Source organism: Hymenobacter segetis (assembly GCF_054776495.1).
This window is the reverse complement of sequence record NZ_BAAHBV010000003.1, coordinates 601,573-625,367: the sequence shown is the minus strand read 5'-3', so window position 1 is coordinate 625,367 and position 23,795 is coordinate 601,573. Positions and strand designations below refer to the sequence as shown.

Annotated in this window: 14 protein-coding genes; 13 read left to right on the top strand and 1 reads right to left on the bottom strand. The window is 60.7% G+C overall.

Annotated elements, in window-relative coordinates; genetic code table 11:
- Positions 1 to 35: 35 nt before the first annotated feature.
- The 5 genes from dut (at position 36) to ACYU70_RS19465 (ending at position 6,077) form a co-directional block, all read left to right on the top strand.
- Entirely contained in the window at positions 36 to 473 is a 438-nt protein-coding gene (gene dut / locus ACYU70_RS19485; protein ID WP_342299277.1) for a dUTP diphosphatase, read from the top strand.
- Between the two features lie 173 nt (positions 474 to 646).
- Positions 647 to 1,657, top strand: coding sequence for a sugar phosphate nucleotidyltransferase (locus tag ACYU70_RS19480; RefSeq protein ID WP_342299279.1), 1,011 nt, complete (start codon positions 647 to 649; stop codon positions 1,655 to 1,657).
- Between the two features lie 113 nt (positions 1,658 to 1,770).
- Positions 1,771 to 3,591: a tetratricopeptide repeat protein gene (locus ACYU70_RS19475; RefSeq protein ID WP_342299281.1), complete on the top strand. Its 1,821-nt coding sequence runs from the start codon at positions 1,771 to 1,773 to the stop codon at positions 3,589 to 3,591.
- The gene (locus ACYU70_RS19470; protein ID WP_342299284.1) at positions 3,584 to 4,372 is read left to right on the top strand and encodes a DUF4292 domain-containing protein; all 789 of its coding nucleotides are present in this window, start codon (positions 3,584 to 3,586) and stop codon (positions 4,370 to 4,372) included. The genes ACYU70_RS19475 and ACYU70_RS19470 overlap by 8 nt, the downstream gene beginning before the upstream one ends.
- 169 nt (positions 4,373 to 4,541) lie before the next feature.
- Positions 4,542 to 6,077 carry a murein hydrolase activator EnvC family protein gene (locus ACYU70_RS19465; protein WP_342299286.1) on the top strand — a complete coding sequence of 512 codons (1,536 nt, stop codon included), beginning with the start codon at positions 4,542 to 4,544 and terminating at the stop codon, positions 6,075 to 6,077.
- 281 nt (positions 6,078 to 6,358) lie between these two features.
- Here ACYU70_RS19465 and ACYU70_RS19460 read toward each other — a convergent pair whose 3' ends face one another.
- On the bottom strand, positions 6,359 to 7,303 hold the full coding sequence (locus tag ACYU70_RS19460) for a GAF domain-containing DNA-binding protein (RefSeq protein ID WP_342299288.1): 945 nt from the start codon (positions 7,301 to 7,303) through the stop codon (positions 6,359 to 6,361).
- A 271-nt stretch (positions 7,304 to 7,574) separates the two neighbouring features.
- On the opposite strand from ACYU70_RS19460, the gene ACYU70_RS19455 reads away from it, so the two are divergent.
- From ACYU70_RS19455 to gcvH, 8 genes are all read left to right on the top strand, one after another.
- Complete coding sequence (locus tag ACYU70_RS19455; RefSeq protein ID WP_342299290.1) at positions 7,575 to 7,976, top strand: Sec-independent protein translocase subunit TatA/TatB; 402 nt, start codon at positions 7,575 to 7,577, stop codon at positions 7,974 to 7,976.
- A gap of 49 nt (positions 7,977 to 8,025) precedes the next feature.
- Positions 8,026 to 8,499 (top strand): Sec-independent protein translocase subunit TatA/TatB, encoded by a 474-nt coding sequence (locus ACYU70_RS19450; RefSeq protein ID WP_342299291.1) that lies wholly within the window; start codon positions 8,026 to 8,028, stop codon positions 8,497 to 8,499.
- A gap of 34 nt (positions 8,500 to 8,533) precedes the next feature.
- Positions 8,534 to 9,964 carry an Asp-tRNA(Asn)/Glu-tRNA(Gln) amidotransferase subunit GatA gene (gene gatA / locus ACYU70_RS19445; protein ID WP_342299292.1) on the top strand — a complete coding sequence of 477 codons (1,431 nt, stop codon included), beginning with the start codon at positions 8,534 to 8,536 and terminating at the stop codon, positions 9,962 to 9,964.
- Positions 9,965 to 10,136: 172 nt separating this feature from the next.
- Positions 10,137 to 12,311: a LysM peptidoglycan-binding domain-containing protein gene (locus ACYU70_RS19440; protein WP_342299294.1), complete on the top strand. Its 2,175-nt coding sequence runs from the start codon at positions 10,137 to 10,139 to the stop codon at positions 12,309 to 12,311.
- Positions 12,312 to 12,430: 119 nt separating this feature from the next.
- Entirely contained in the window at positions 12,431 to 14,701 is a 2,271-nt protein-coding gene (locus ACYU70_RS19435) for an NADP-dependent malic enzyme (RefSeq protein ID WP_342299306.1), read from the top strand.
- A 266-nt stretch (positions 14,702 to 14,967) separates the two neighbouring features.
- On the top strand, positions 14,968 to 15,573 hold the full coding sequence (ruvA, locus tag ACYU70_RS19430; protein ID WP_342299295.1) for a Holliday junction branch migration protein RuvA: 606 nt from the start codon (positions 14,968 to 14,970) through the stop codon (positions 15,571 to 15,573).
- Positions 15,574 to 15,800: 227 nt separating this feature from the next.
- Complete coding sequence (gene sov, locus ACYU70_RS19425; protein ID WP_342299296.1) at positions 15,801 to 23,228, top strand: T9SS outer membrane translocon Sov/SprA; 7,428 nt, start codon at positions 15,801 to 15,803, stop codon at positions 23,226 to 23,228.
- Positions 23,229 to 23,382: 154 nt separating this feature from the next.
- Positions 23,383 to 23,763, top strand: a complete 381-nt coding sequence (gene gcvH, locus ACYU70_RS19420; RefSeq protein ID WP_342299298.1) for a glycine cleavage system protein GcvH — start codon at positions 23,383 to 23,385, stop codon at positions 23,761 to 23,763.
- Positions 23,764 to 23,795: the final 32 nt, after the last annotated feature.

Genomic DNA, 23,795 nt, shown 5'->3' with positions numbered 1-23,795 from the left:
TGCTTCTATCTTTGCCCGTTCCCTTATTACTGCCCATGCACATTCCCGTTATCAACCACTCGGGCCACCCCTTGCCCGAATACCAGACACCCCACGCCGCCGGCCTCGACCTGCGCGCTCACCTAGCCGATGGACCCGTCACGCTCGGGCCGCTGGAACGCCAGCTTATCCCTACCGGCCTAAGCCTGGAAATACCCGTAGGCTACGAAGCGCAGGTGCGACCACGCAGCGGGCTGGCTGTGAAGCACGGCATCGGTATTGTGAACAGTCCGGGAACGATTGATGCCGACTACCGAGGCGAAATCCGGGTGCTGCTCGTGAATTTATCCAACGAGCCTTTCGTGGTGAATGACGGCGAACGCATTGCCCAGCTGATAGTTGCCAAACACGAAACCATTGCCTGGCAGCCCGTTGAGGCGCTGAGCGCAACCCAACGCGGCGCGGGCGGGTATGGAAGCACGGGCAAGCAGTAACCAGCTTGCAAAAACAGCCGAATGCCGTGCCGGCTGGCATCCGCGCATTTGAAGCATCTTACCGCAGCGCTAACTCCGGCAAGTAAATTATTTGCTCGACACCTATGCTGCGACTGTGCCCGGCATGACGTTCTTTTACCAATAATTACTAGGATAAATCACCAACCAACCACATGAAAATCATCGTCCCGATGGCCGGCATGGGCAAACGCATGCGCCCCCACACCCTCACCGTTCCCAAGCCGCTCATTCCCATTGCGGGCAAGCCCATTGTGCAGCGCCTCGTGGAGGACATTGCCAAGGTCTGCGGTGAGCCGGTGGACGAGGTGGCCTTCATCATTGGCCGCTTCGGGGCGGAGGTGGAGAAAAACCTAGTGAAGATTGCCGAGTCGGTGGGGGCGAAGGGTACCATTGTGTATCAGGACGAGCCGCTGGGCACGGCCCACGCCATTCTGTGCGCCAAAGAATCGCTAACTGGCCCGGTGGTGGTGGCTTTTGCCGATACCTTGTTTAAAGCCGATTTCACGCTGGATTCCAGTGTGCCCGGCACCATCTGGGTGCAGAAAGTGGACGACCCCAAGCCCTTCGGCGTGGTGAAACTGAATGAGCAGGGCCAGATTACAGAGTTTGTGGAGAAGCCGCAGGAGTTCGTGTCAGACTTGGCCATCATCGGCATCTACTACTTCCAGGACGGCGAGTATTTGCGTAGCGAACTGCAATACCTGCTCGACAACGACATCAAGGACAAGGGCGAGTACCAGCTCACCAATGCCTTGGAAAACATGAAGAACAAGGGCACCGTTTTCGTACCCGGCCGCGTGACCGAGTGGCTCGACTGCGGCAATAAGGACGCCACGGTGTTCACCAACCAGCGCTACTTGGAGTATTTGAAGGAGCGCGGCGAGTCGCTGGTAGCTGAGTCGGCCAAAATCACCAACTCTGTTATCATCGAGCCGGTGTACATCGGCGAGGGCGCTATCATTACTGATTCGGTGGTGGGGCCGCACGTTTCGCTGGGTGCCAGCGCCAACGTGCGCGACTCGCGTCTGTCGAATTCCATCGTGCAGCAGTCGGCCTCGGTGCTGAACGCGGTTATCACCAATTCGATGATTGGCAACTTCGCCACCGTGACCGGCACGCCCGATGACCTGAGCCTCGGCGATTATAACCAGCTACGGGTGTGACATTTTAAGTCCGAAATGCGTTACCACGACGCGGCCTTCTCCCGGGGGCCGCGTCGTTGGCTTTTATTCCCCGTAATTTCGTGGGCCGGGCCTCAGGTCCGGTTTTCTTGTATATGCGTCAAGTTGTTCTGAGTCTGCTGGTTTGGGTGGGGCTGACGGCCCCGGGATACGCACAGGCCCCGTCGGGCACGCCTGAGCCGCCGGCCAAGCTGAGCCGCAAGGAGCAGCGCGTGCTGGAAAAAGAACAACGCGAGCTGGAGAAGCGCGTGGCCGAACTCCGCGCCAAGCGCGCCCTGATGCCGGGCCTGTCGGAGCGGGAGAAGGAGCAGAGCGAGGCCCTGTTTGTGGACGGCGTGAAGTACGTGATGCTGGAGGACTACCCCAAAGGCCTCGAAAACCTACTGAAAGCCTACTCGCTGCGCCCCGACAACGCGGCCATCAACTACAAGATTGCCGAAGCCAGCCTGCTGAGCGGCAACCTGCGCGACGCCACCAACTACGCCGAAGCCGCCACCCGCCTCGACCCGCAAAATGCCTATTATTACCTATTGTTAGCCCAAGCGCAGGCCAGCCAGAAGCAGTATGAGGCGGCCACCAAAACCTACGCCACGCTCATCAAGCAGGTACCCAACTCGGGCAGCTACCTGTTCAATCTGGCCGACCTCTACCTGGCCCAGAACCACCTGCCCGAGGCCCTGACCACGCTGGACCAGGCCGAAAAAGAGTTTGGCCAGGTCGACGAGATTTCCTTCAAGAAGCAGCAGATTTACCTCAAGCAGAACAAGCTGGACCTGGCGTTGGCTGAGGGCGAAAAGCTCATCAAGGCCAACCCGACCGAGGCGCGCTACGTGCTGGCCCAAGCCGAGATGTACGCCAGCAACAACCGCCTGCCCGATGCCGTGCGCGTGACCCAACAGGCCCTGCGCCTCGACCCCGACAACCCCCAAGCCCACCTGATACTGTCGGAAGTGTACCGCCAGCAGAAGCAGGATGCCGATGCCGACCAGCAGCTCCGCCAGGCTTTTGCCAGCCCCGCGCTGGACATTGATGCCCGGGTGCGCATTCTGGTGGGCTACATCAAGCAACTGCCCAGCCCCAAGGAACCGACCAACCAGCTGGTGCGCGACCTCGCGGCGGCCACCGTCAAAAGCTACCCCAAGGATGCCAAGGCCTACGCCATTTCCGGTGATGTGCAGACCCTGACCGACCACAAAAAGGACGCCCGCAACACCTACCTGCAAGCCCTGCGCTACGACAATTCCAAGTTCCAGGTGTGGCAGCAGGTGGTGCTGATTGATGCCGAGCTGAACCAGACCGATTCGCTGCTCGTGCACTCGGGCCGGGCGCTGGAGTTATTTCCCAACCAGTCGTCGCTGTGGTTTTATAACGGTGTGGCTTACCTGCTGAAAAAGCAGCCTCAGAAAGGCGTGAAAGCCTTGGAGCACGGCCGCAAGCTGGTGGTGAACAACGCGCCGTTGCTGGGCCAGTTCGATGCCCAGCTGGGCGATGCTTACCACGAGCTGCACGAGTACGAAAAGTCGGATTCGGCTTATGAATCAGCTTTGGTGAGCGACCCGGATAATGTGCAGGTGCTGAACAATTACAGCTATTTCCTGTCGTTACGGGGCGAAAAGCTAGACAAGGCCAAACAGATGTCGGGCAAAGTCGTGAAGCAATTCCCTGACAACGACACCTATCTGGATACGTATGCGTGGGTGCTTTACAAGCAAAAAGATTACGCCGGGGCAAAAACTGCCCTGGAAAAAGCGCTGCAAACCAGCAAAGACGGCTCCATCATCGAGCACTACGGCGACGTATTGTTCCAGCTCGGCGAGAAGGACAAAGCCGTGGTGGAATGGCAGCGGGCTCATAAAATCGGAGGAACGTCCGACCTGCTGGAGCGGAAATTGAAAGACCATAAACTGTATGAATAAAGTCACGCTACTGCTGGCCCTGGGGCTGCTGGGCAGCTGCGCCCGCAAGGCCGTACCCACTACCACGTCGGCAGCCGGGCCGGGCACCTCTACCCCCATGATGGAGCCCGCTCTGCCTTCGGTGAAGGCCACCAATACTACCTTCATCTTTCTGAATGCCAAGGCGAAAGCCCAGATTAACATGAAGGGCAACAAGCAGGGAGCCAACCTCTCGTTGCGGATGCGCCGCGACAGCATCATCTGGGTGTCGGCGGGTTTGGCGGGTATTGAGGGCGTGCGCGCCGTGCTCACGCATGATTCGGTGCGGGTGATGAACCGGCTGGATAAAACCTACTTCTCGGGCGGCTACGACTACCTCAGCAAGCTGCTGAATGTGCCCGTGAGCTTTGCCCAGATGCAGGCCCTGCTACTCGGCGACTACCTGCCCGCCCCCACCGGCACCAAGCCCACCGTGGCCACCGAAGAAGCTGGCCGCCAGCGTGTGAGCTACCCCCTGGCCGATGTGCTGGTAGAACGCCTGCTGCAAGCCGGCACCGGCCGCGTGCAGCAGCTCAAAATGAGCGACGAAGCCACCAAACGCAACCTCACCGTCGATTACACCGATTTCCAGCCGCTGGATGAGCCGGCGGGTCTGCCTTTTGCGCATGCCACTTTCATTCAGGCGCAACAGCCGGCGGCGGGCGTGGTCACGGCAGCCATCAATTACAATAAGGTGAACACTGGCCGCGAGCGGCTGACGTTTCCGTTTGCCGTGCCCAAGGGCTTTCGGCGCATTAAGTAGCCGGGCCGCAAGCGCGGTGGCGCGAAACTGATTCGGGCCAACAATTAACAACCACTCACCCGATTACCTTTGCCCCGCCATAGTAGTGGCGGGTTTTGAATGGCGCACGTTGAATAAGCAGGTAGTACAGGCTGAGAAAGCACTCGTTTCGGAAGTAAAAGCTGGCGCGATGGCCATTCGTGGCCGGTGGTGGCTATTCGCCCTGCTGGGCCTGCTGCTGGCGGGGCCCGTGGGTGCGCAGCACCGCAAGCCCAAACAACCCGCCAAGCCGGTGCGGCAGCCGGCAAAGTCAGCCCGGAGCATCAAGCAGCCCACCCGTACCCGCACAAAGGCTACCACCAGTACCCGGCCGGCCCGTGCCAAAAGCAAAGAGCAGCTGGAGCGCGAGCGCCAGAACAACCTGCGCCAGATTCAGCAAACCAGCCAGGCGCTGAACCAAACCCAGGAAAAGAAAAAGGTGAGTCTGGGCCAGCTTCACGTCATCACCGAAAAGCTGACCGAGAAAAAGCAGGTTATTCAGGGGATTTCGACCCAGCTGCACGGCATCGAAACCAACGTGCACCAGACGGCGAAGCAGGTTATTCAGACCCAGCAGACCCTGGCCCAGCTGAAGGCGGAATATGCCCGTCTGCTTTATACGGCTTCAAAAACGTCGAATGGCTTCAACCGGCTGATGTTTTTGTTTGCATCGGAGTCGTTCAACCAGTTTGCGCTGCGGCTGCGCTACATCCGGCAATACACCGAGGAGCGGCAGCGGCAGGCGGCCCGCATCATGGGCACGCAATACCGGCTGCATCAGGAGCTTTCGGGCCTCACCAAGCAGCAGCAGCGCAAAAGCAGCCTGCTGAACAGCCAGCTGAGTGAGAATAAAAACCTGCTCACCCTCAAATCGAAAGAAGACGAGATGGTGCAGCAGCTCAGCCAGCAGGAGCAGGGCCTGCGCCAGGAGCTGGAGGAGCGCCGCCAGGCCGTCAACCGCCTCGATAACCTGATTGCCGAGCGGGTGCGCGAAGAAATAGCCCGTGCCGCTCGTGCCGCCCGCCTGGCCGCCCGCCGCGAAGCCGCTGTGGCCGCCGCCCGCGATGCCCGCGCCGCTCGTGCTGCCCGCAACAACGCCAGCGCCAGCCCCGCCCGCACCCGTCGCAACGAAGAAGCCACCACTGCAGAAACCAGCTCCGACGCGAACAACGACACGGCCAACCCGGAAATGGACGCGCCCGAAACGGCCGCCGAAGCTGCCGCCGACCGCCGCGCCGTGCGCATTGCCCTCACGCCCGAAACTGCGCAGTTGTCGTCTTCTTTTTCGGGCAACCGGGGCCGACTGCCCTGGCCCGTGAGCCGAGGCTTTATCAGCCAGCACTTTGGCCGGCATCCCCACCCGGTGCTGAAAAACGTGACCGTCGAAAACCGGGGCGTGGACATCCAGACCGGGGCCGGCGAGGCCGTGCGCGCCTGCTTCGATGGTAAGGTGCAGACCGTGACCAATATCGCGGGCATGAACACCATTGTGATGATTCAGCACGGCGACTTCTTCACGGTGTATGCCAAGCTGCGCTCCGTAAGCGTGAGCGTGGGCCAGCGCGTGAGTGCCCGCGACGTTATCGGCACGGTGGCGACGGATGCCGAGGGCACGTCCGAAGTGCAGTTTCAGGTATGGCACAACTCGTCCAACCTCAACCCGGAATCCTGGCTGGGTCACCGCTAGGCGCTGGGGCTGATATGAGCTCTTGCGGTAGGGAATAACAGCCCTGCCGGACCAAGTCAGCCTAAAAATAAAAAAACCCGCTCCAAAGGTGCGGGTCTTTCTGAGCTATGAAAACAAACTTAGCTGTCGGCAGCGGCGGCTACTAGCCTGCTGCAACCGATAACCGTATCAAAGATGCAGGGCGGGGCTACCTATTAGCTGAGCAATTCGGTGAAGGGAGCCATTAGCGCGGCGAACGTCAGCTTTGCCGGGTCTGGAGTAATTGTAGCCCCCGCCAGCTTCTAAACCAAGGTGAGCCGATTGAGCAACCCGGCTTTGTATGAGCTGCCGATGGGCACGCGCATGGGCGTCCGGGTGGGGCCGGTATTCGAGCTGCCGTCGAGCAGGGCCGCGTCGGCCTCAATGGCCACGATGCGGTCGAGCCGCACGATGTACTTGCGGTGAATGCGGGCGAAATCGCGGCCGGGCAGCTTGGCTTCGAAGTCCTTCATGGTGCCGTACACGGTGAGGCGCTCGCGGGTGGTGTGCAGGTTCACGTAGTCGCCGAGGGCCTCCACGTACTGCAAATCGGCGGTGGCCACGCGCACCAGGCGCTGGTCCTGCTTCACGAAGATTTCGGCCCGGCCGTTGGTAAATAGCGAGTCGCCGGTGCTGTTGGCCATGCGCAGCACGCCTTCCAGCTTCTGGCGCTCGTCTTCGAGCTGGGTGCGCACGCGGCGTAGCTCCATGTGGGCCATCACCTGGCGGGCCAGCACGCGCAGGGCCTCGCGCTGGTCGGAGGTGAGCTGCCGGGGCACGGTATCAAGGGCGCACAGGGTGCCCAGGGGCTGGCCATCGGGCGAGAGCAGGGGCGCGCCGGCGTAGAAGCGGATATTGGGCGTGCCCGTTACCAGCGGGTTATCGGCAAACCGGGGGTCGAGGGCCGCATCAGGCACCTCGTATACATCAGGAGCGCGCATGGCGTACTGGCAAAAGGCGTGTTCGCGGGGCGTTTGCTTGGCTTCGAGGCCCACGCGGGCTTTAAACCACTGCCGCTCGCCATCAATCAGCGAAACCAGCGACATGGGCGTGCCGCAGATAAAAGCCGACAGCTGCGCCAAATCATTGAATACCTGCTCCGGGTCGGTATCGAGGATATTATAGCTATAGAGCGTTTCCAGACGTTCGGGCTCGTTTACCTGTCGCAGGGGAAGGGTGGCGGAATTCGTGGTCTTGGATGATTTCACAACTGATTGGATTAGGGAAGAGCTGCCGTAACTCATTCGAAATGAGAAAGCACGGATGAACGGAACAACAAAGCTAATGGGTTGGGACAAGTAAGCAGCGGCGATGTCGTCCAACCGTAATGCTTGCCCGTTGAACCCCGGTGAATTGTCCGTCGAAGGCGCGCTTCATCATCTAAACAGCTCTATCGGGTATCTTTGATACTCCAAAAGGCGCTCGGCTGCGTATATCCTCTTTTCTCACCCAATATTGGGCCCAAGTGCCCCCCTCTCCATGCTTCATTCCCTGTTTCTGATTGGTAGCTTCGGGACAACCGAAATGCTGCTTATTTTATTCGTAGTTATTCTGTTATTTGGAGCCAAGCGTATTCCGGAGCTGTTCCGGGGCATGGGTCAGGGCGTACGCGAGTTCAAAGACGCCAGCACCAAGCCCGAAGACCAGCAGCCGCAGTACCGCGACCAGCCAGCCCCGCCCTACCAGCAGCAATATCCCCAGCAGGGCTATCCCCAGCAGGGACCTCCCGCCCAGGGCTATCCGCAGCAGGGTTATCCCCAGCAAGGCGGCTACCCCCAGCAGCCGCAGCATAACACGTATGCGCAGCCGGGCCAGCCGGGCTACCAGCAGCCCGCCCCGCCGGCCTACAACCCCAACGACCCTAACCAGCAGCTCGGCTAAGCCGCTGCCCGGTTCTTTATTTATCCCGTTTCAACGCTAGTTAGAAATCATGCAAACCCCACTCATCCTATTTCTGGGCGATATCGGCGGCTCGGAGCTGATGCTGATAATGGTTGTTATCCTCATTTTCTTTGGGGCGAATAAAATTCCGGAGCTGGCCCGGGGCCTGGGCAAAGGCATCCGCGAGTTCAAGGATGCCAGCACCGAAATCCGCCGCGAGTTTGAGCAGGCCGGCCAGCCCGGGCAGCCCAACTACAACCAGCAGCCCAACCCCAATTACGCCCCCCAGAACCAGTACCCCGCGCCCCTGCCGCAGGCTCCCGTAGCTCCAGTGGCGGAGCCCGGCTCCGGTTTCGACCCGTGGGCTACACCCGCTGCTGCGGCCGTCACCACGACTCACTCCGAGCACACCAGCTACCCCACGGCCGATGCGCCGTACGTAGCTCCCGCGTTGCCGCCCAACCTGGCCCCCGAAGGTACCCAGCCCCGGCAGCCTTACATTCCCGCCAATCCCGACGCTTAATTCCAGAATCGGTCACCTAAAATCTGCAAATAGTTTGAAGCGTTTTCAGTCTTTATCCGAAGTTCGTAGCGAGCTGACGGCGGGCACCACGTCCTGCCGCCAGCTCGTTGAGTATTACCTGGGCAACATCGAGCGCCAGAATTCCACCCTCAACGCCTTCCTGGAAGTGTGGCCCGACGAGGCCCGCGCCCAGGCCGACGCCGTGGATGCCAAACTGGCCGCCGGCACCGCCGGTCCGCTCGCCGGCATGGTCATCGGCATCAAGGATGTACTGGCCTACGCCGGCCACTCGCTGCAAAGCAGCAGCCTGATGCTGGATGGCTTCAAGTCGCTCTACACCGGTACGGCCGTGCAGCGCCTGCTCGATGCCGATGCCATCATCATCGGCCGCCAGAACTGCGACGAGTTTGCCATGGGCGGCTCAAACGAAACCTCGTATTTCGGCCCGGCCCGCAACGCCGTGGACCCCAGCCGCGTGCCCGGTGGCTCGTCGGGCGGCTCGGCGGTGGCCGTACAGTCTGATATGTGCCTGGCTTCAATTGGCTCCGACACGGGTGGCTCGGTGCGCCAGCCGGCCGCGTTTTGCGGCGTAGTAGGCTTTAAGCCGACCTACTCGCGCATCTCGCGCTACGGCTTGGTAGCCTTTGCGTCGTCGTTCGACCAGATTGGCCCCATCACCCGCTCCGTGGCCGATGCCGCGCTGCTGACCGAAATAATGGCCGGCCCCGATGGCATGGACAGCACCGCCAGCCAGCGCGAAGTGCCCGCCTACAGCCAGCAGCTCACGCCTGCCGCCCACTACCGCATCGGCTACATCGCCGATGCCGTGAACAGCGAGGGCCTGAACCCCGAAATCAAGGCGGCCATGGAAACCCAGCTCGACTTGCTGCGCGGCCAGGGCCACGTAGTTGAGGCGGTGGATTTCCCCTACCTCGATTTCATGATTCCGACTTACTACATCCTCACCACCGCCGAAGCCAGCTCCAACCTGGGCCGCTTCGATGGCGTGAAATACGGCTACCGTGCCCCGGATGCTACGGATTTGGAGTCGCTCTACAAAAAGAGCCGCGCCCAGGGCTTCGGGGCCGAAGTGCAGCGCCGCATCCTGCTTGGCACCTTCGTGCTGAGCGCCAATTATTACGATGCTTATTACACTAAAGCCCAGCGTGTTCGTCGTCTGATTAAGGACAAAACCGACGAGTTGCTGCGCCAGTACGATTTCCTGGTATTGCCCACCACGCCCACCACGGCCTTCAAAATCGGCGAGAAGCAGGACCCGGTTTCCATGTACCTGGCCGACATTTTCACGGTTCAAGCCTCTTTAGCCGGCGTGCCCGCCATTTCGGTGCCGGTAGGGGAGGACTCCACGGGCTTGCCCATTGGCTTGCAGATAATGGCAGGTTCCTTCCGCGAGGCCGAGCTGCTGGCCTTTGCCAGCGCCATTACCGAGGAAGTGGTGGCTTAAAACCTGTTAGTAAGAAGCTGGCCAGTACGTTGCACGCTGGTAATTGCGAATGCCCCGGTCCATTGGCTGGGGCATTTTTGCTGATAGGCCATCCTGAAAGCGCTTAGCTGCGTATCAGGATTTTTTTGCCGGCATCTCTACAAGTTCTTTACCTATCGCCTATCTTAGTGCTATGAAGCAAGGGATTAAGCACGTAAAATTCTCCCGCCCCCGCCCTTTATGGCTGGGGTTGGTGCTGCCTTTTCTGTTGTTGCAGGGCACCGCTGCCAAGGCCCAGCAGGGAACGCAGCGCGATTCGACGGGCCGGGTAATTTCCACAATGCCAGCACTGTTGGGCGATACCGTGCGGGTGCGCTTGGAGCTGCAGCCCGATTCGCTGGTAGCCGTGCCTGTGACGCCCGGCGTCATCGACTCGGCCCGGCTGGAGTGGCTACGCACCCCGCCCACCATGCGCGACTTGGTGTGCGACCGCGTGGGCTGCTTCGAAACCGAAGCCCCGCACCAGTTCAACAACTCGGTGATGGCCTACGTTACCCTGTTCACAGCCCGCAACCGCAGCTACATGCAGCGCGTGCTGGAACGCGAGAACCTGTACTTCCCGATTTTCGAGAAATACCTGGCGCAGTACAACCTGCCCATCGACCTGAAATACCTGGCCGTGGTGGAGTCGGCCCTGATTCCCACCGCTAAATCTCCGGTAGGTGCCACCGGGCTCTGGCAGTTCATGGGGCCCACGGCCGGCGACCTGCGCCTGAAGCGCGACGAGTGGATTGACGAGCGCATGGCGCCCGAAAAAGCCACCGAAGCGGCTTGCAAGCACCTGCGCTACCTCTACGGCGTGTTCCATGACTGGGAACTGGTGCTGGCCGCCTACAACTGGGGCGCGGGTAGTGTGCAGCGCGTGATGCGCCGCACCGGCAAAAAAACCTTCTGGGACCTGTACCCCTACATGCCAGCCGAAACGCGCAACTACGTGCCCACCTTCACGGCCATCATGTACAGCATGAAGTACGCGGAGGCCCACGGCCTGCGCACGCCCACGCTGCGCTACCAGTATGCCGAGCCGATGGATACGCTCAGCCTGCGCGGCCGGGCCTTCGACCTGCGCCGCCTAAGCCAGGCCTGTGGCTACGAGGATTCATTGTATCTCACGCGCTTCAACCCGGAGCTGCGGCGGGCGGCATTGCCGGCCGGCTACCGGCCCTACGTCGTGCGGTTTCCGGCGGCGGCGGCCGTGCATTTTGGCGATGCCGACCGCAATACGCTGCTCGACTATTGCCAGCCGGCCACCGAGTTGCCCCGTCCGCTAGCCTTCCTGCCGCCACGGCTCGAAGGCGTGGAGCCGTGGGTGAACCGCTCGCTGCTGGCCGTCACTACTGGTCCGCGCGCCGATGCTGCTGAAACTGCCCCGCGTTTCCGTCGCGTCCCTCATAAAGTGAAGCGTGGTGAAACCCTGGCCAGTCTGGCCGAGCGGTTTGAAGTAAGCCAGACCCAGCTGCGCCGCTGGAATGAGCTGCCCAAAGGCCGGCCACTGAAGCCAGGCCGCGAGCTGGTGGTATTCGTGCCAATGCCAACGGCAGCCCCCGGCAAGGCGGTAGAAACGGTAGTAATACCTACCGTCGCGCTGGCTCCCGCCGCCCGCGTGCGCCCAACGGTATCGGATGAGGAAGCTGCCGCCCGCCGCGAGCAGGCTGCGGCCAATGCCCGCGAAGTAGCGCGGCTGCAAGACATAATTCGGCAGGAGAAAATGCAGGATGTACGTCTGGCTGCCATTAAGCAGCGGCAGGCTGTGCAGCAGGCGGCTGCCGAGGCACAGGCCCGGATTACGGCCCGCCGCCTCGCGCAGACGCAAGCTGCCGAAACCAAGCGCAACGAAGCCAAAACCGCGGTTGCAACTGTAGCGCCAGAGGCTGAAGAGGCTGATGATTCTACCCCAGTGGCCGTAGCCCAAACCGGCCCTTATACTGTGCGCAAAGGCGATAACCTCACCAAGCTGGCCCGTGAGCATGATTTGACGGTTGCCCAGCTAATGACTTGGAATAAAATGAATTCGGAGGCGGTAGTGCCGGGCCAGCGGCTGGTGTTCCGCGCTCCGGCTAATGAAGAAGAAACACGCGAAACTCCGCGCAAAGCTGCCAAGCCAGCCGCTTCAAGCATTGCTGCCACCAAGCAAGCCAAGTTGGAAAACCGGCTGGAAACGCCGAAAGTCCATTTGGTGCAGCCCGGCGACACGCTGTTCAACATATCGCGCCGTTTTGGGGTGAGCGTGCAGACCCTGCGCGAACTCAACCACCTGGCTTCGGATGAGGTGAAGCTGGGCCAGAAGCTGCTGGTGCCGCAGGGGTAAAGTAGCGTCGCTGGCATTAAATTAAAAAGTAAACCCGGCCTTGCTGCGCTTTTCGCGGTAATTTCGCCTTAGACGGCCGCGCTGCCCGCGCGGCCGTTTTCATGTCTGAAGAATTCCCGATGCTCAAAATAAACAAGCAAGACGCCCTCAACTACCACTCGCAGGAGCCCGCCGGCAAGCTCGAAGTGGTGCCGACCAAACCCATGAGCACCCAGCTCGACCTCGCCCTGGCCTACTCGCCCGGCGTGGCCGAGCCCTGCAAAGCCATTGCCGAAAACCCCGACGACGTGTACAAATACACCGCCAAGGGCAACCTGGTGGCCGTGATTTCGAACGGCACGGCGGTGTTGGGCCTGGGCAACATCGGCCCGGCGGCCAGCAAGCCGGTAATGGAAGGAAAGGGCGTGCTGTTCAAGAAGTTCGCGGGAATCGACTGCTTTGATATTGAGATTGATGCCACCGACCCCGACGAGTTTATTCGCATCGTGAAGTCGCTGGAGCCCACATTTGGTGGCATCAACCTGGAGGACATCAAGGCACCGGAGTGTTTTCGCATCGAAACCGAGTTGCGGGAGAAGATGAACATCCCGCTGATGCATGACGACCAGCACGGCACGGCCATCATTACTTCGGCTGCGCTGCTGAATGCGCTCGAAATCGTGGGCAAGAAGATTGGCGAAGTGAAGCTCGTGGTGAGCGGGGCGGGCGCGGCAGCCGTATCGTGCCTGCGTTTGTACCTGGCGCTGGGCCTGAATAAGGACAACGTGGTGGTGTTCGATAAGGACGGCGTCATCAATGCCCAGCGTACCAATCTGGACCCCATTCAGATGCAGTTTGCCACCAGCCGCGCCGTGACCACGCTGGAAGAGGCCATGACCGGGGCCGACGTGTTCCTGGGCCTTTCGGCGGCCAATGTGCTGCCCGCCGGCCTGCTGCTACTGATGGCCGGCAACCCCATCGTTTTCGCCCTGGCCAACCCCGACCCCGAGGTGAGCTACCAGCTGGCCATGGCCACCCGCGACGACCTCGTGATGGCCACCGGCCGCTCCGACCACCCCAACCAGGTGAACAACGTGCTGGGCTTCCCCTACATTTTCCGGGGCGCGCTGGACGTGCGCGCCACCGAAATCAACGAAGCCATGAAGCTGGCCGCCGTGCGTGCCCTGGCCGAACTGAGCAAGGAGCCCGTGCCCGAGATGGTGAACAAGGCCTACGGCGATAATACGTTGGCCTTTGGTCGTAATTACCTCATCCCCAAGCCACTCGACCCGCGCCTGATTACCAGCATCAGCCCTGCCGTGGCGAAGGCTGCGATGGAAAGCGGTGTGGCCCGCCTGCCCATCACCGACTGGCACGCTTACGAGGACCAGCTCCGCGCCCGCCTCGGCGTGAACCAGAAGCTGATGAACCGCATCACCTCGGCGGCCCGCGCCAACCCCAAGCGTGTGGTGTTTGCGGAGGCTGATAACTACAAGATTCTGAAAGCCGCTCAGATTCTGCAGGATGAGGGCGTTTGCTTTCCCATTCTGCTGGGGCCGCAGGAAAAAATCGAAGCCATTGCCCGCGAAAACAGCCTCGACCTCGACGGCTGCGAAATCATCAACATTCTGAAGCAGGACGCCAAGCGCGACGAATACGCCAATATCCTGTACCAGAAGCGCCAGCGGCGTGGCATGACGCTCTACGAAGGCCGCCGCCTGATGCGTGAGCGCAACTACTACGCCGCTATGATGGTGGAAACCGGCGAAGCCGACGCCTGCATCACCGGCCTTACGAAGGACTACGGCAAAAGCATTATCCCCTCGCTGCAAGTCATTGGTACCGAGGACGGGGTGAAGCGCGTGTCGTCGATGTACATCATTCAGCACAAGAAAGGCCCGTACTTCTTTGCCGATACCACGGTGAATATCAACCCGACGGCCGAGGAGATGGTGGAGATTATCGGCCTCACGGCCCGCGCCGTGCGCTTCTTCGATGCGGTGCCGCGCGTGGCCGTTATCAGCTATTCCAACTTTGGCTCGAACTCCGGGCCGCTGCCCGAAAAAACCCGCCGCGCCACCGAATTGGCCAAAGCCCGTTTCCCGGACCTGCTGATTGACGGCGAGATGCAGGCCAACGTGGCCCTGAGCCCCGCCCTGCTTCAGGAGCACTACGGCTTTTCGCCGCTGGCTGAGAAAGGCGCTAATACGCTGATTTTTCCCAATGTGGAGTCGGGCAACATTGCTTACAAGGTATTGCAGGAAATCAGCGGCACGGAAGTAATCGGGCCGGTGCTGATGGGCATGCGCAAGCCGGTGCACATTCTACAGCTTGGGGCCAGCGTGCGCGACATCCTGAACATGGCCGCCATTGCGGTGGTGGATGCCCAAACCGGCAGCCGGGCGCTGTAGGTTCGGCAACTGAAGGAACGTCATGCTGAGCGTAGCCGAAGCATCGCGCGTGCCATAGTAACTCAATCGATTGGTTTACTATGGCACGCGCGATGCTTCGGCTACGCTCAGCATGACGTTCTTTTTTTATTTCTTCATCCTCACATCTTCTTCATTTGACCCAATATTTTTGGCCGAAAAGCCAGTAAATTTGGGAGATAAAAACCGGGGACTGGTGTTGCCTAAGTAACATCCTGTTCCCTCTCTTTTCTTCCTTTCGCCGGCTTATGATTGCCTACCTCGACGGTAAACTCGCTTACAAAGACGCCACCCTCGCCATTGTCGACATCCTCGGCATCGGCTACGAAGTTCGGATTTCGCTGGCCACCTACTCCAAGCTCCCGGCCGAGGGTGCGGCCACCAAAATCTACACCTACCAACACATCAAGGAAGATGGGCAGACGCTCTATGGCTTCCTCGACCCCAGTGAGAAGGCGCTGTTCATGCTCCTGATTTCGGTATCGGGCATCGGGCCGGGCACGGGCATTGTGATGGTGAGCAGCATGAGTGTGGGCGAAATCCGCGAGGCCATCGTGAGCGAAAACGTGCGCGCCATCCAGAGCATCAAGGGCGTGGGGCCGAAAACCGCTCAGCGCGTGATTCTGGAGCTTAAAGACAAGCTGCGCAAAGACGAGCTGCTGGCCAAAGCCGGCGTGGACACCGTGCCGCTGGCCCGCCAACACAATACGCGCCGCGCCGAAGCGTTGCAGGCCCTGGTGACCCTCGGCTTTGCGCGGGCCGCTGCCGAGAAACAGCTGGACCAGATTCAGCACAAGCACGGCGGGGAGCTAAGCGTGGAGGAATTGATTAAATTTGCTTTGAAGTCGCACTGAGTCGTGACGCGGGTTTTTAGCCTGCGTCGTTGCACGGGTTGCCTCAGCTGGCTTGCTATTGTATTTGAAATGCCGTGCCTGACGCGGGCCATCTGGCCGGCGTCATTATCCACCTATCCTGCTTGAAATCCGGACAGAAATTACTCCCCGCGTCGGTTGTTATGGTTGCGTCGTTGCTGGCATGGTGGGCTCAGGCCGCACCTATTGCCGGCCCGCGAGCAGCCAGCATGTGGCTACGCGCCAGCCGGGCCCTGGCCTCCGATACGCCCCGGCCCATCCGGGCGGTGGCGGATACCACGGGGCCGTACAAGCCGAGCCGCCGGCCCCGGGTGCGGGCGCACGACCGGCCAGGTAGCCCGTTCGGGCCGCACCGCCGCGAGTCGCCGCTGGTGCTGCCCTTGCCGAAGAACGTAAAACTGAACGTTGCGGTTGACGACAGCCTGAAACAATTCGACGTTAAGGAGACGGTGGGCAAAGATGTCGACTACCGCGACCCCAGCGTACTGAGCTACAAGCAGTATACGGAATTCCAACGCCGTCAGGCCATTAGCGACTATTACCGGCAGAAGGCCAAGGGCGGCATTACGGGCCCGGCGGCGGCACCCGGCACAGCGCAGGCCCAGCGGCTGATTCCGAAAATTTACATGGGGCCGATTGCCAACCGGATTTTCGGGGGCAGCTACGTGGATATTCGGCCGGCGGGCTCGGTCACGCTCAAGTTTGGGGCGCGGTTTAATAAGAACGAAAACCCGGCCCTGACCCTGCGCCAACAGAGCGTGGGCGACTTTTTGTTTGAGCAGAACATCAACGTCAACCTGTCGGGGGCCATCGGCACCAAGCTCAAGCTGGTGTTCAACTACGACACCAAGGCCGCGTTCGACTTCGACAACCAGATGAAGTTCGACTACGCGGGCGAGGAAACGGACATTATCCGCAAGGTGGATTTGGGCAACGTGAGCCTGCCGCTCACCAACTCGCTGGTGCAGGGCGGGCAGAACCTGTTCGGCATCAAGACCCAGATGCAGTTTGGCAAGCTGGGCGTGACGGCTGTGGCCGCCACCGTGCGCGGTACCGCCGATGAGGTGCGCATCCAGAACGGCGCCCAGAGCCGGCAGTACGAAATCAAATCCAGCCAATACGAGAAGGACCGGCACTTTTTCCTGGCCCAGTTCTTCCGCGACCGGTACGACCAAGCCCTGCGCAGCCTGCCCACCATCCAGAGCCAGATTACCATCAACCGGCTGGAGGTGTATGTGACCAACGACAACCGCACCACCGAAAACCTGCGCAACGTGGTGACGTTGATGGACTTGGGGGAGCCGTTTCGGCTGTATCAGGCTCAGAAGTACCGTATTGGCAACCCAACCATTCAGGCCCCGGCCAACAACGCAGCCAACAGCGAGTTCGCCAAGCTGACCAGCCCCGGAGCGACGCGCGACAACATTGCGGTCGACGATTTTTTGCAAAACCCGGCCAATCAAGGCCTGACCAAGAACGTAGACTTTGAGCGCGTGCGGGCCCGCAAGCTCGATACCCGCGAGTACACCTTCAATGCCCAGCTGGGCTATCTGAGCCTGAACACCGCCCTGCTGCCCGACCAGGTGCTGGGCGTGAGCTTCGAATACATCTACAACGGCAAGACCTACAAGGTGGGCGAGCTGTCGGGCGACTACAACAACGTGACGCCCGACCAGGTCATCTTCCTCAAGATGCTGAAGGCCAGCAACCCCGGCGTGGGCATTGCCGACCCTAGCAAGAACCCGGACAACCCCAACTTGCTCACGCTGAACACGCCGACCTGGGATTTGATGATGAAAAACATCTATCCCCTGAACGCCTCGCAGCTGCAGCGCGACAACTTCCAGCTGCAAATTATCTACAAGGACGATGCGACGGGCGTGGACTTGATTTCGCTGAAGGAAGGGGCCCAGGTGACCAACCGGCCGCTGGTGGAGGTGCTTAACCTCGACCACGTTAACTCCAACAACGACAAGATTCCGGACGGCAACTTCGATTACTTCCCGGGCATCACGATTGATCCCGAGCTGGGCAAGATTATTTTCCCGAACGTGCAGCCGTTCGGCTCTTTCCTGCAAAGCAAGTTTGCGGGCGAGCAGCCGCTGATTGACAAGTACGTTTACAACGAGCTGTACAACCAGACCCAGAGTGATGCCCAGCAGCGGCAGGAAAAGGACAAGTTTTTCCTGCGCGGGCGCTTTCAGGGCGGGGCATCTTCGGATGAGATTAACCTGCCCGGCATTGGCATTGCGCAGGGGTCGGTGCGGGTGCGCTCGGGTTCGACGCTGCTCACGGAGGGCACCGACTACCAAGTGTTCTACGACCAGGCCAAGGTGAAAATCCTGAACCCAGCCTATCTGAATTCGGCCAATGAACTGCGGGTAGAATTCGAGAAAAACGCCTTGGTGCAGGTGCAGCCGCGCAAGCTGCTGGGCGTGCGTCTGGATTATCGGCTGAACAAGGACGTGACCATCGGCGGCACGGCCCTGCACTTGCTGGAAAACCAGGCCCCGGGTATCAACCGCGTGAACATTGGCGACGAGCCGGGCAACAACACTATCATCGGTCTCGACGGCAGTATTCGCAAGGACAGCCGGGTGCTGACCAAATACCTCGACATGCTGCCCTTCGTGTCGACGAAGGAGATTTCGACCATTGCCTTCAGCGGGGAGTTTGCCAAGCTGCTGCCGGGCCGCTCGCAGCTGGGCAACGGTGAGAATGGCGTGTCGTACATCGACGACTTTGAGAATGCCCGCACGCCTTATACGCTGGGCGGGCTGGCGTCCATTCCGGCGTGGCGGCTGGCTTCGACGCCGCTACCCATTAAGAACAGCTCGGTGGGTGGGTTGGCCTACAACTATCAGCGCGCCAAGCTGGCCTGGTACACCGTGGACCAGAGCTACTACACCGGCGGCAGCAGCGTGCCGGGCAACATCGGGGCCAGCGACCTGCTGAACCACTATACCCGTGGCATCAAGCGCGACGAGGTGTTTCCGAACAAGGACCTGGGCTCAACCGGCAACGGCTTCGAATACAGCTTCGACCTGGCCTATTTTCCCAGCGAACGCGGCCCCTACAACTACAACCCCAACATAGACAACAACGGCAAGAAGTTCACGAATGGCGAGCGGCCCGAGGACAAGTTTGCCGGCGTCAGCCGGGCCATCACCTTCGATACCGATTTTGACAACGCCAACATCGAGTACATGGAGTTCTGGATGATGGACCCCTTCCTGAAAATCACCAACCCCAACGCCCCGGCTGCCCGCGTAAACATCACCGACCAGGACGGTAACGACGCACCTACTACCATCGGCGGCGACTTCGTTATCAACCTGGGCAACGTGAGTGAGGACGTGCTGAAGGACGGCAACCAGCACGAGTTCGAGAACGGCCTGCCCGTGACCAACGACGCGCAGGATGTGAAGGACAACACCAACAACACGGTGTGGGGCCGCGTGACGCGCCAGCAGTTCCTGACCGATGCCTTCAACGCGGCCCCCGGCGCGCGCACGGCCCAGGACGTGGGCCTCGACGGGCTGAGCGACGACAACGAGAAGAATTATTTCAGCAACTACCCGTCCGCGCTGGGCACGGTGGCCCCGGTGTACGGCACGCTGCCCGACCCCTCGGGCGACGACTTCCGCCACCACCTCGACCCGAGCTACGACCAGAACAACACCAAAATACTGGGGCGCTACAAGAACTATGACGGCTACGACGGCAACTCGCCCGAAAACAGCCAGCTCAGCTCCACCGCTTTCCCCGACAAAGAAGACCTGAACCGCGACAACGTGGTGCAGGACGTGGAGCGCTACTACGAGTACAAGATGTCGTTGCGGCCGGGCAACCTGAACGTGGGCTCGAACTACATCATCGACAACGTGAAGAACAACGTGAACGGTGAGGAGGTGAACTGGTACCTGTTCCGCATTCCGATTCGCGAAGGCTACAAGGTACAGGGCAACGGCGGCAAGGACTTCGGCTTCAAGTCCATCCGCTTCCTGCGCATGTACATGACGGGCTGGTCGCAACCCGTGGTGCTGCGCCTGGTGCAGCCGCAGTTTGTGGCCAACCAGTGGCGCCGCTTTCTGTACCCCATCGTGGATTCGCGCCAGGGCAACACCTTGCCTAACCCCAGCCTCACCGATGCCGACGCTTTCAACATCTCGACGGTGAGCGTGGAGGAAAACGGCGTGGCTGTGGGCGTTACGGGTAAGATTCCCTACGTGTCGCCGCCCGGCATTCTGCGCGACAAGGAGTATGGCAGCAGCAGCACCTCGCGCCTGCAAAACGAGCAGAGCCTGCGCCTGGCCGTGGTGAACCTGCGCGACGGCTACGCCAAAGCCGCCTACAAGAACATCACCATCAACATGCTGCGCTACAAGCGCCTGCGCATGTTCCTGCACGGCGATTCGGACGACCCCACCACCCTCAGCGGCGACGTGCAGGCCTTCCTGCGCATCGGCACCGACTACAGCCAGAACTACTACCAGTACTCGCTGCCGCTGAAGCTCACGGCCGCCGGCGACCAGTCGGCCGACGGCGTGTGGCCCGTGGAAAACCGCATCGACGTGTCGTTTCAGGATTTCATTGATGCCAAAGCCAAACGCAACCAGCAGCCCAATGTCAACCTCCAGATTCCCTTCACGGTAACTCTGGACAACGGCGCGACCATCACGGTGCTGGGCAACCCCGACTTTTCGGCGGTGCAGGGCGTGATGCTGGGCATTCTGAACCCGAAGGACCCCAGCACGGCAGAAAAAACCGTGAACCTGTGGGCCGATGAGTTCCGCGTGTTCGACTTTGAGCAGCAGGCCGGCTACGCCGCCACCGCCCGTCTCAACGTGAAGCTGGCCGACGTGGCCAACGTGACGGCCACGGGCAGTTTCACCAGCGTAGGCTTCGGCGGCTTGCAGGATAAGGTGCAGCAGCGCTCCGTGGACGACGTGTTCCGCGGCGACCTGAACACCACCGTGGCCGTGGAGAAATTCCTGCCCCCGCAGCTGAACCTGCGCCTGCCGGTGCTGCTCCAGGTGGGCCGCGAAAGCCGCTCGCCCCTCTACGACCCCCTCGACCCCGACACCAAGCTGGAGCAAAGCCTCCAGAAATTCAAGAACACCGACGGCAGCATCAACGCATCGGCCCAGGCGGCGTACCGCAATAAGGTCATCGACCAGACCACCAGCCGCAGCATCTCGGTGCTGAACGTGCGCAAGGAGCGCGCCCTGCCCAAACCCGGTGCCCTGCCCGCCAAGCCCAAGCCCTGGGACATCGAGAACGTGGCCCTGAGCTATTCGATTACCGACCGCCTGCACTCCGACATCCGCACCGACCGCGACTACACCAAGGCCTACACCGCCGCCGTGGCCTACGTGTACCAGACCACGCCCAAGAACTACACCCCGCTGGCCAACTTCAAGGCGCTGGACAACCCGTACCTGAAGATTTTCCAGCAAATCAACTTCACCCCGTTGCCCTCGCGCTTCTCGTTCCGCACCGACCTCGACCGGCGCTACAACGAGCGGTTCCTGCAGCGCGTGCTGAACCCCGGCGAAGTGCCCAGCACGGCTGGTATCGCGCCCGTGGTGCAAAAATCCTTCTTCATCAGCCGCATCTACGACCTGAAATGGGACCTGACCAAGAGCCTGATTTTCGACTACACCGCCACCAACCGGGGCGTGATTGACGAAGGCTCCGGCCGCACCATTGGGGTGAGTGCGCGGGCCGACAGCAACCGCACGCAGCTCCAGCGCAACCTGCTGCGCGGCGGCCGCACCGTCAATTTCAACCAGACGGCCGCGCTCACCTACCGGCTGCCGCTCGATAAATTCCCGCTCACCGACTGGCTGAGTGCCGATACCCGCTACGCCGCCACCTACAGCTGGCAGGCCGCCGCCCAAGGCCAGCGCGCCCTCAAAAACCCCACCAGCGCCACCGATACGTCGAGCTACCAGGTCAATATCGGCAACACGATTCAGAACAATGCCGAAATCAGTGCCAATGGTAAAATCGACCTGGTGAAGCTCTACAACAAGGTCAAGTTCCTGAATATCATCAACAACGCGCCGCCGCCCCAGGGCCGGCCTGCGGCCATGCGGGCCAACATCGGCGAAGCCAACGCGCCCAACCGGCCCGCGCCGGCCGCCGATACCACCCGCGAAAAATTGCGCTTCGTGAAAGCCGTGCTGCGCTCGCTGATGACGGCCCGCTCCATCAACTTCACCTTCACCCGCTCCAACGGCACGCTGCTGCCCGGCTACTTGCCCAAGACCAAAGCGTTTGGCTTCGATGAAACCTTCACGGCTCCCGGCCTGCCCTTCATCCTGGGCGAGCAGCCGGGCCTGCAAACCCTCTACAACCGGGCCAGCAGCAACGGCTGGTATACCCGGGAAAGCGAGTTCCTGAACACGCCGCTGAGCTCGTTGCTCACACAGAGCTTTACCCTGCGCACGGCCCTGGAGCCGTTCCGCGACTTCAATATTCAGGTGGATGCGCGCCAGCAAAAGGTGCAGAACCTTGATGCCTATTACCGTCGCACCATTGACGAGCAGACGCTGAAGGCAATAGACAACGCGCCCATCGTGCCCCAGACGCTGGGTTCGGGTTCGTTCCAGACATCTACTATCACCATCAATACCCTGTTCGGCGACCTCAGCGCCAATGGCGAAACGTCGGCGGCTTTCGAGCAGTTTGTCAAAAACCGGCGCACTGTGCGCAACAAGCTGGCCCTGGCCAACCAAAGCCCCGGCGCCACCTACGGCTACAACTCGCAGGACGTGCTGGTGCAGAGCTTCATCGATGCCTACCACGGCCGCTCGTCGGACGGCTACCAGGCCAAAGAGTTCAGCCCCTTCGCCATGATACCGCTGCCCAACTGGCGCGTCGACTACAACGGCTTCGCCCAGCTGCCGCTTATCAAGCAGTATTTCAGCTCGTTCACGCTGAACCACGCCTACTCGTCCATCTACAGCATCGGCAGTTACACCACCAACAACATCTACTCGGCTGAGCCCACCTTCGGCTCGCCGGGCCTCCCGCCGACTAATCCCTTCCAGCCGAATGCCAGCCTTCAGTACCAGCCCTACTACGTGGTGGGCCAAGTGAGCATCGTGGAAACGCTGGCCCCGCTCATCGGCGTCAACTTCCAGACCGTGAGCAAGGTAACCGGCCGCATCGAGTACCGCACCAACCGCACCGTGGCCCTGAACATCACCAACGCCCAGGTTACCGAGCTGTCGACCAAGGAGTTTGTGATTGGTTTCGGCTACGCCACCAACAGCCTCAAGCTGCCCTTCAAAGTGGGCGGCGAGCAGCGCGTGCTGAAAAACAACCTCACCGCCCGCCTCGACCTGAGCATCCGCGACAACATCACCATCCAGCGCAGCATCATCGACTCGGTAGACCCTGATGTTGCCACGCCTACCATACGCGAATCGGTGGGCCGCGCCCAGGGCCAGATTACCAACGGCTCGAAAACCTTCCAGCTGCGTCCAACCATCGACTATCTGCTCAACACCCGCCTCAACCTGCAGTTCTACTACAGCCAGACCATCACCACGCCGCGCATCAGCAACGCCTTCCGCAACTCCAATACCGAAGGCGGTATTCAGCTGCGCTACAGCCTGACGCAGTAGTAATTATGGATTGCGAGTTATGAATTATGAGTTGGGAAATGGAGAATTATGGAACGGAGAAGTTTGCCGGTTCTACTTTTGACGTATCACCGCCGTTGGTCACTCATCTCGGCCAACCCGTAATTCATAATTCCTAACTCATAATTCCCTCCCAATGAACCTGCCTGCCACCCTGCACTACACCAAGGACCACGAATGGATTCGCGTTGAAGGCGACGTTGCCTACGTGGGCATCACCGACCACGCGCAGAAAGAGCTGGGCGACATCGTGTACGTCGATATCGACACGCTCGACAAGGACGTGGCCCAGCACGAAGTGTTCGGCACCGTGGAAGCCGTGAAAACGGTTTCGGACCTGTTCAGCCCCATTACCGGCACCGTGCTGGAAGTAAACGAAAAGCTGGCCGATGCGCCCGAAACCGTGAACTCTGACCCCTACGGCGATGGTTGGATGGTAAAAATCTCCATCGCCAAGCCCGAAGAGCTGAGCGAGCTGCTCAGCGCCGAAGCCTACGGCGAGCTGGTGGGAGCCTAAAAAACTAGCACGGCTTTCGCTTGTGCGCCGCG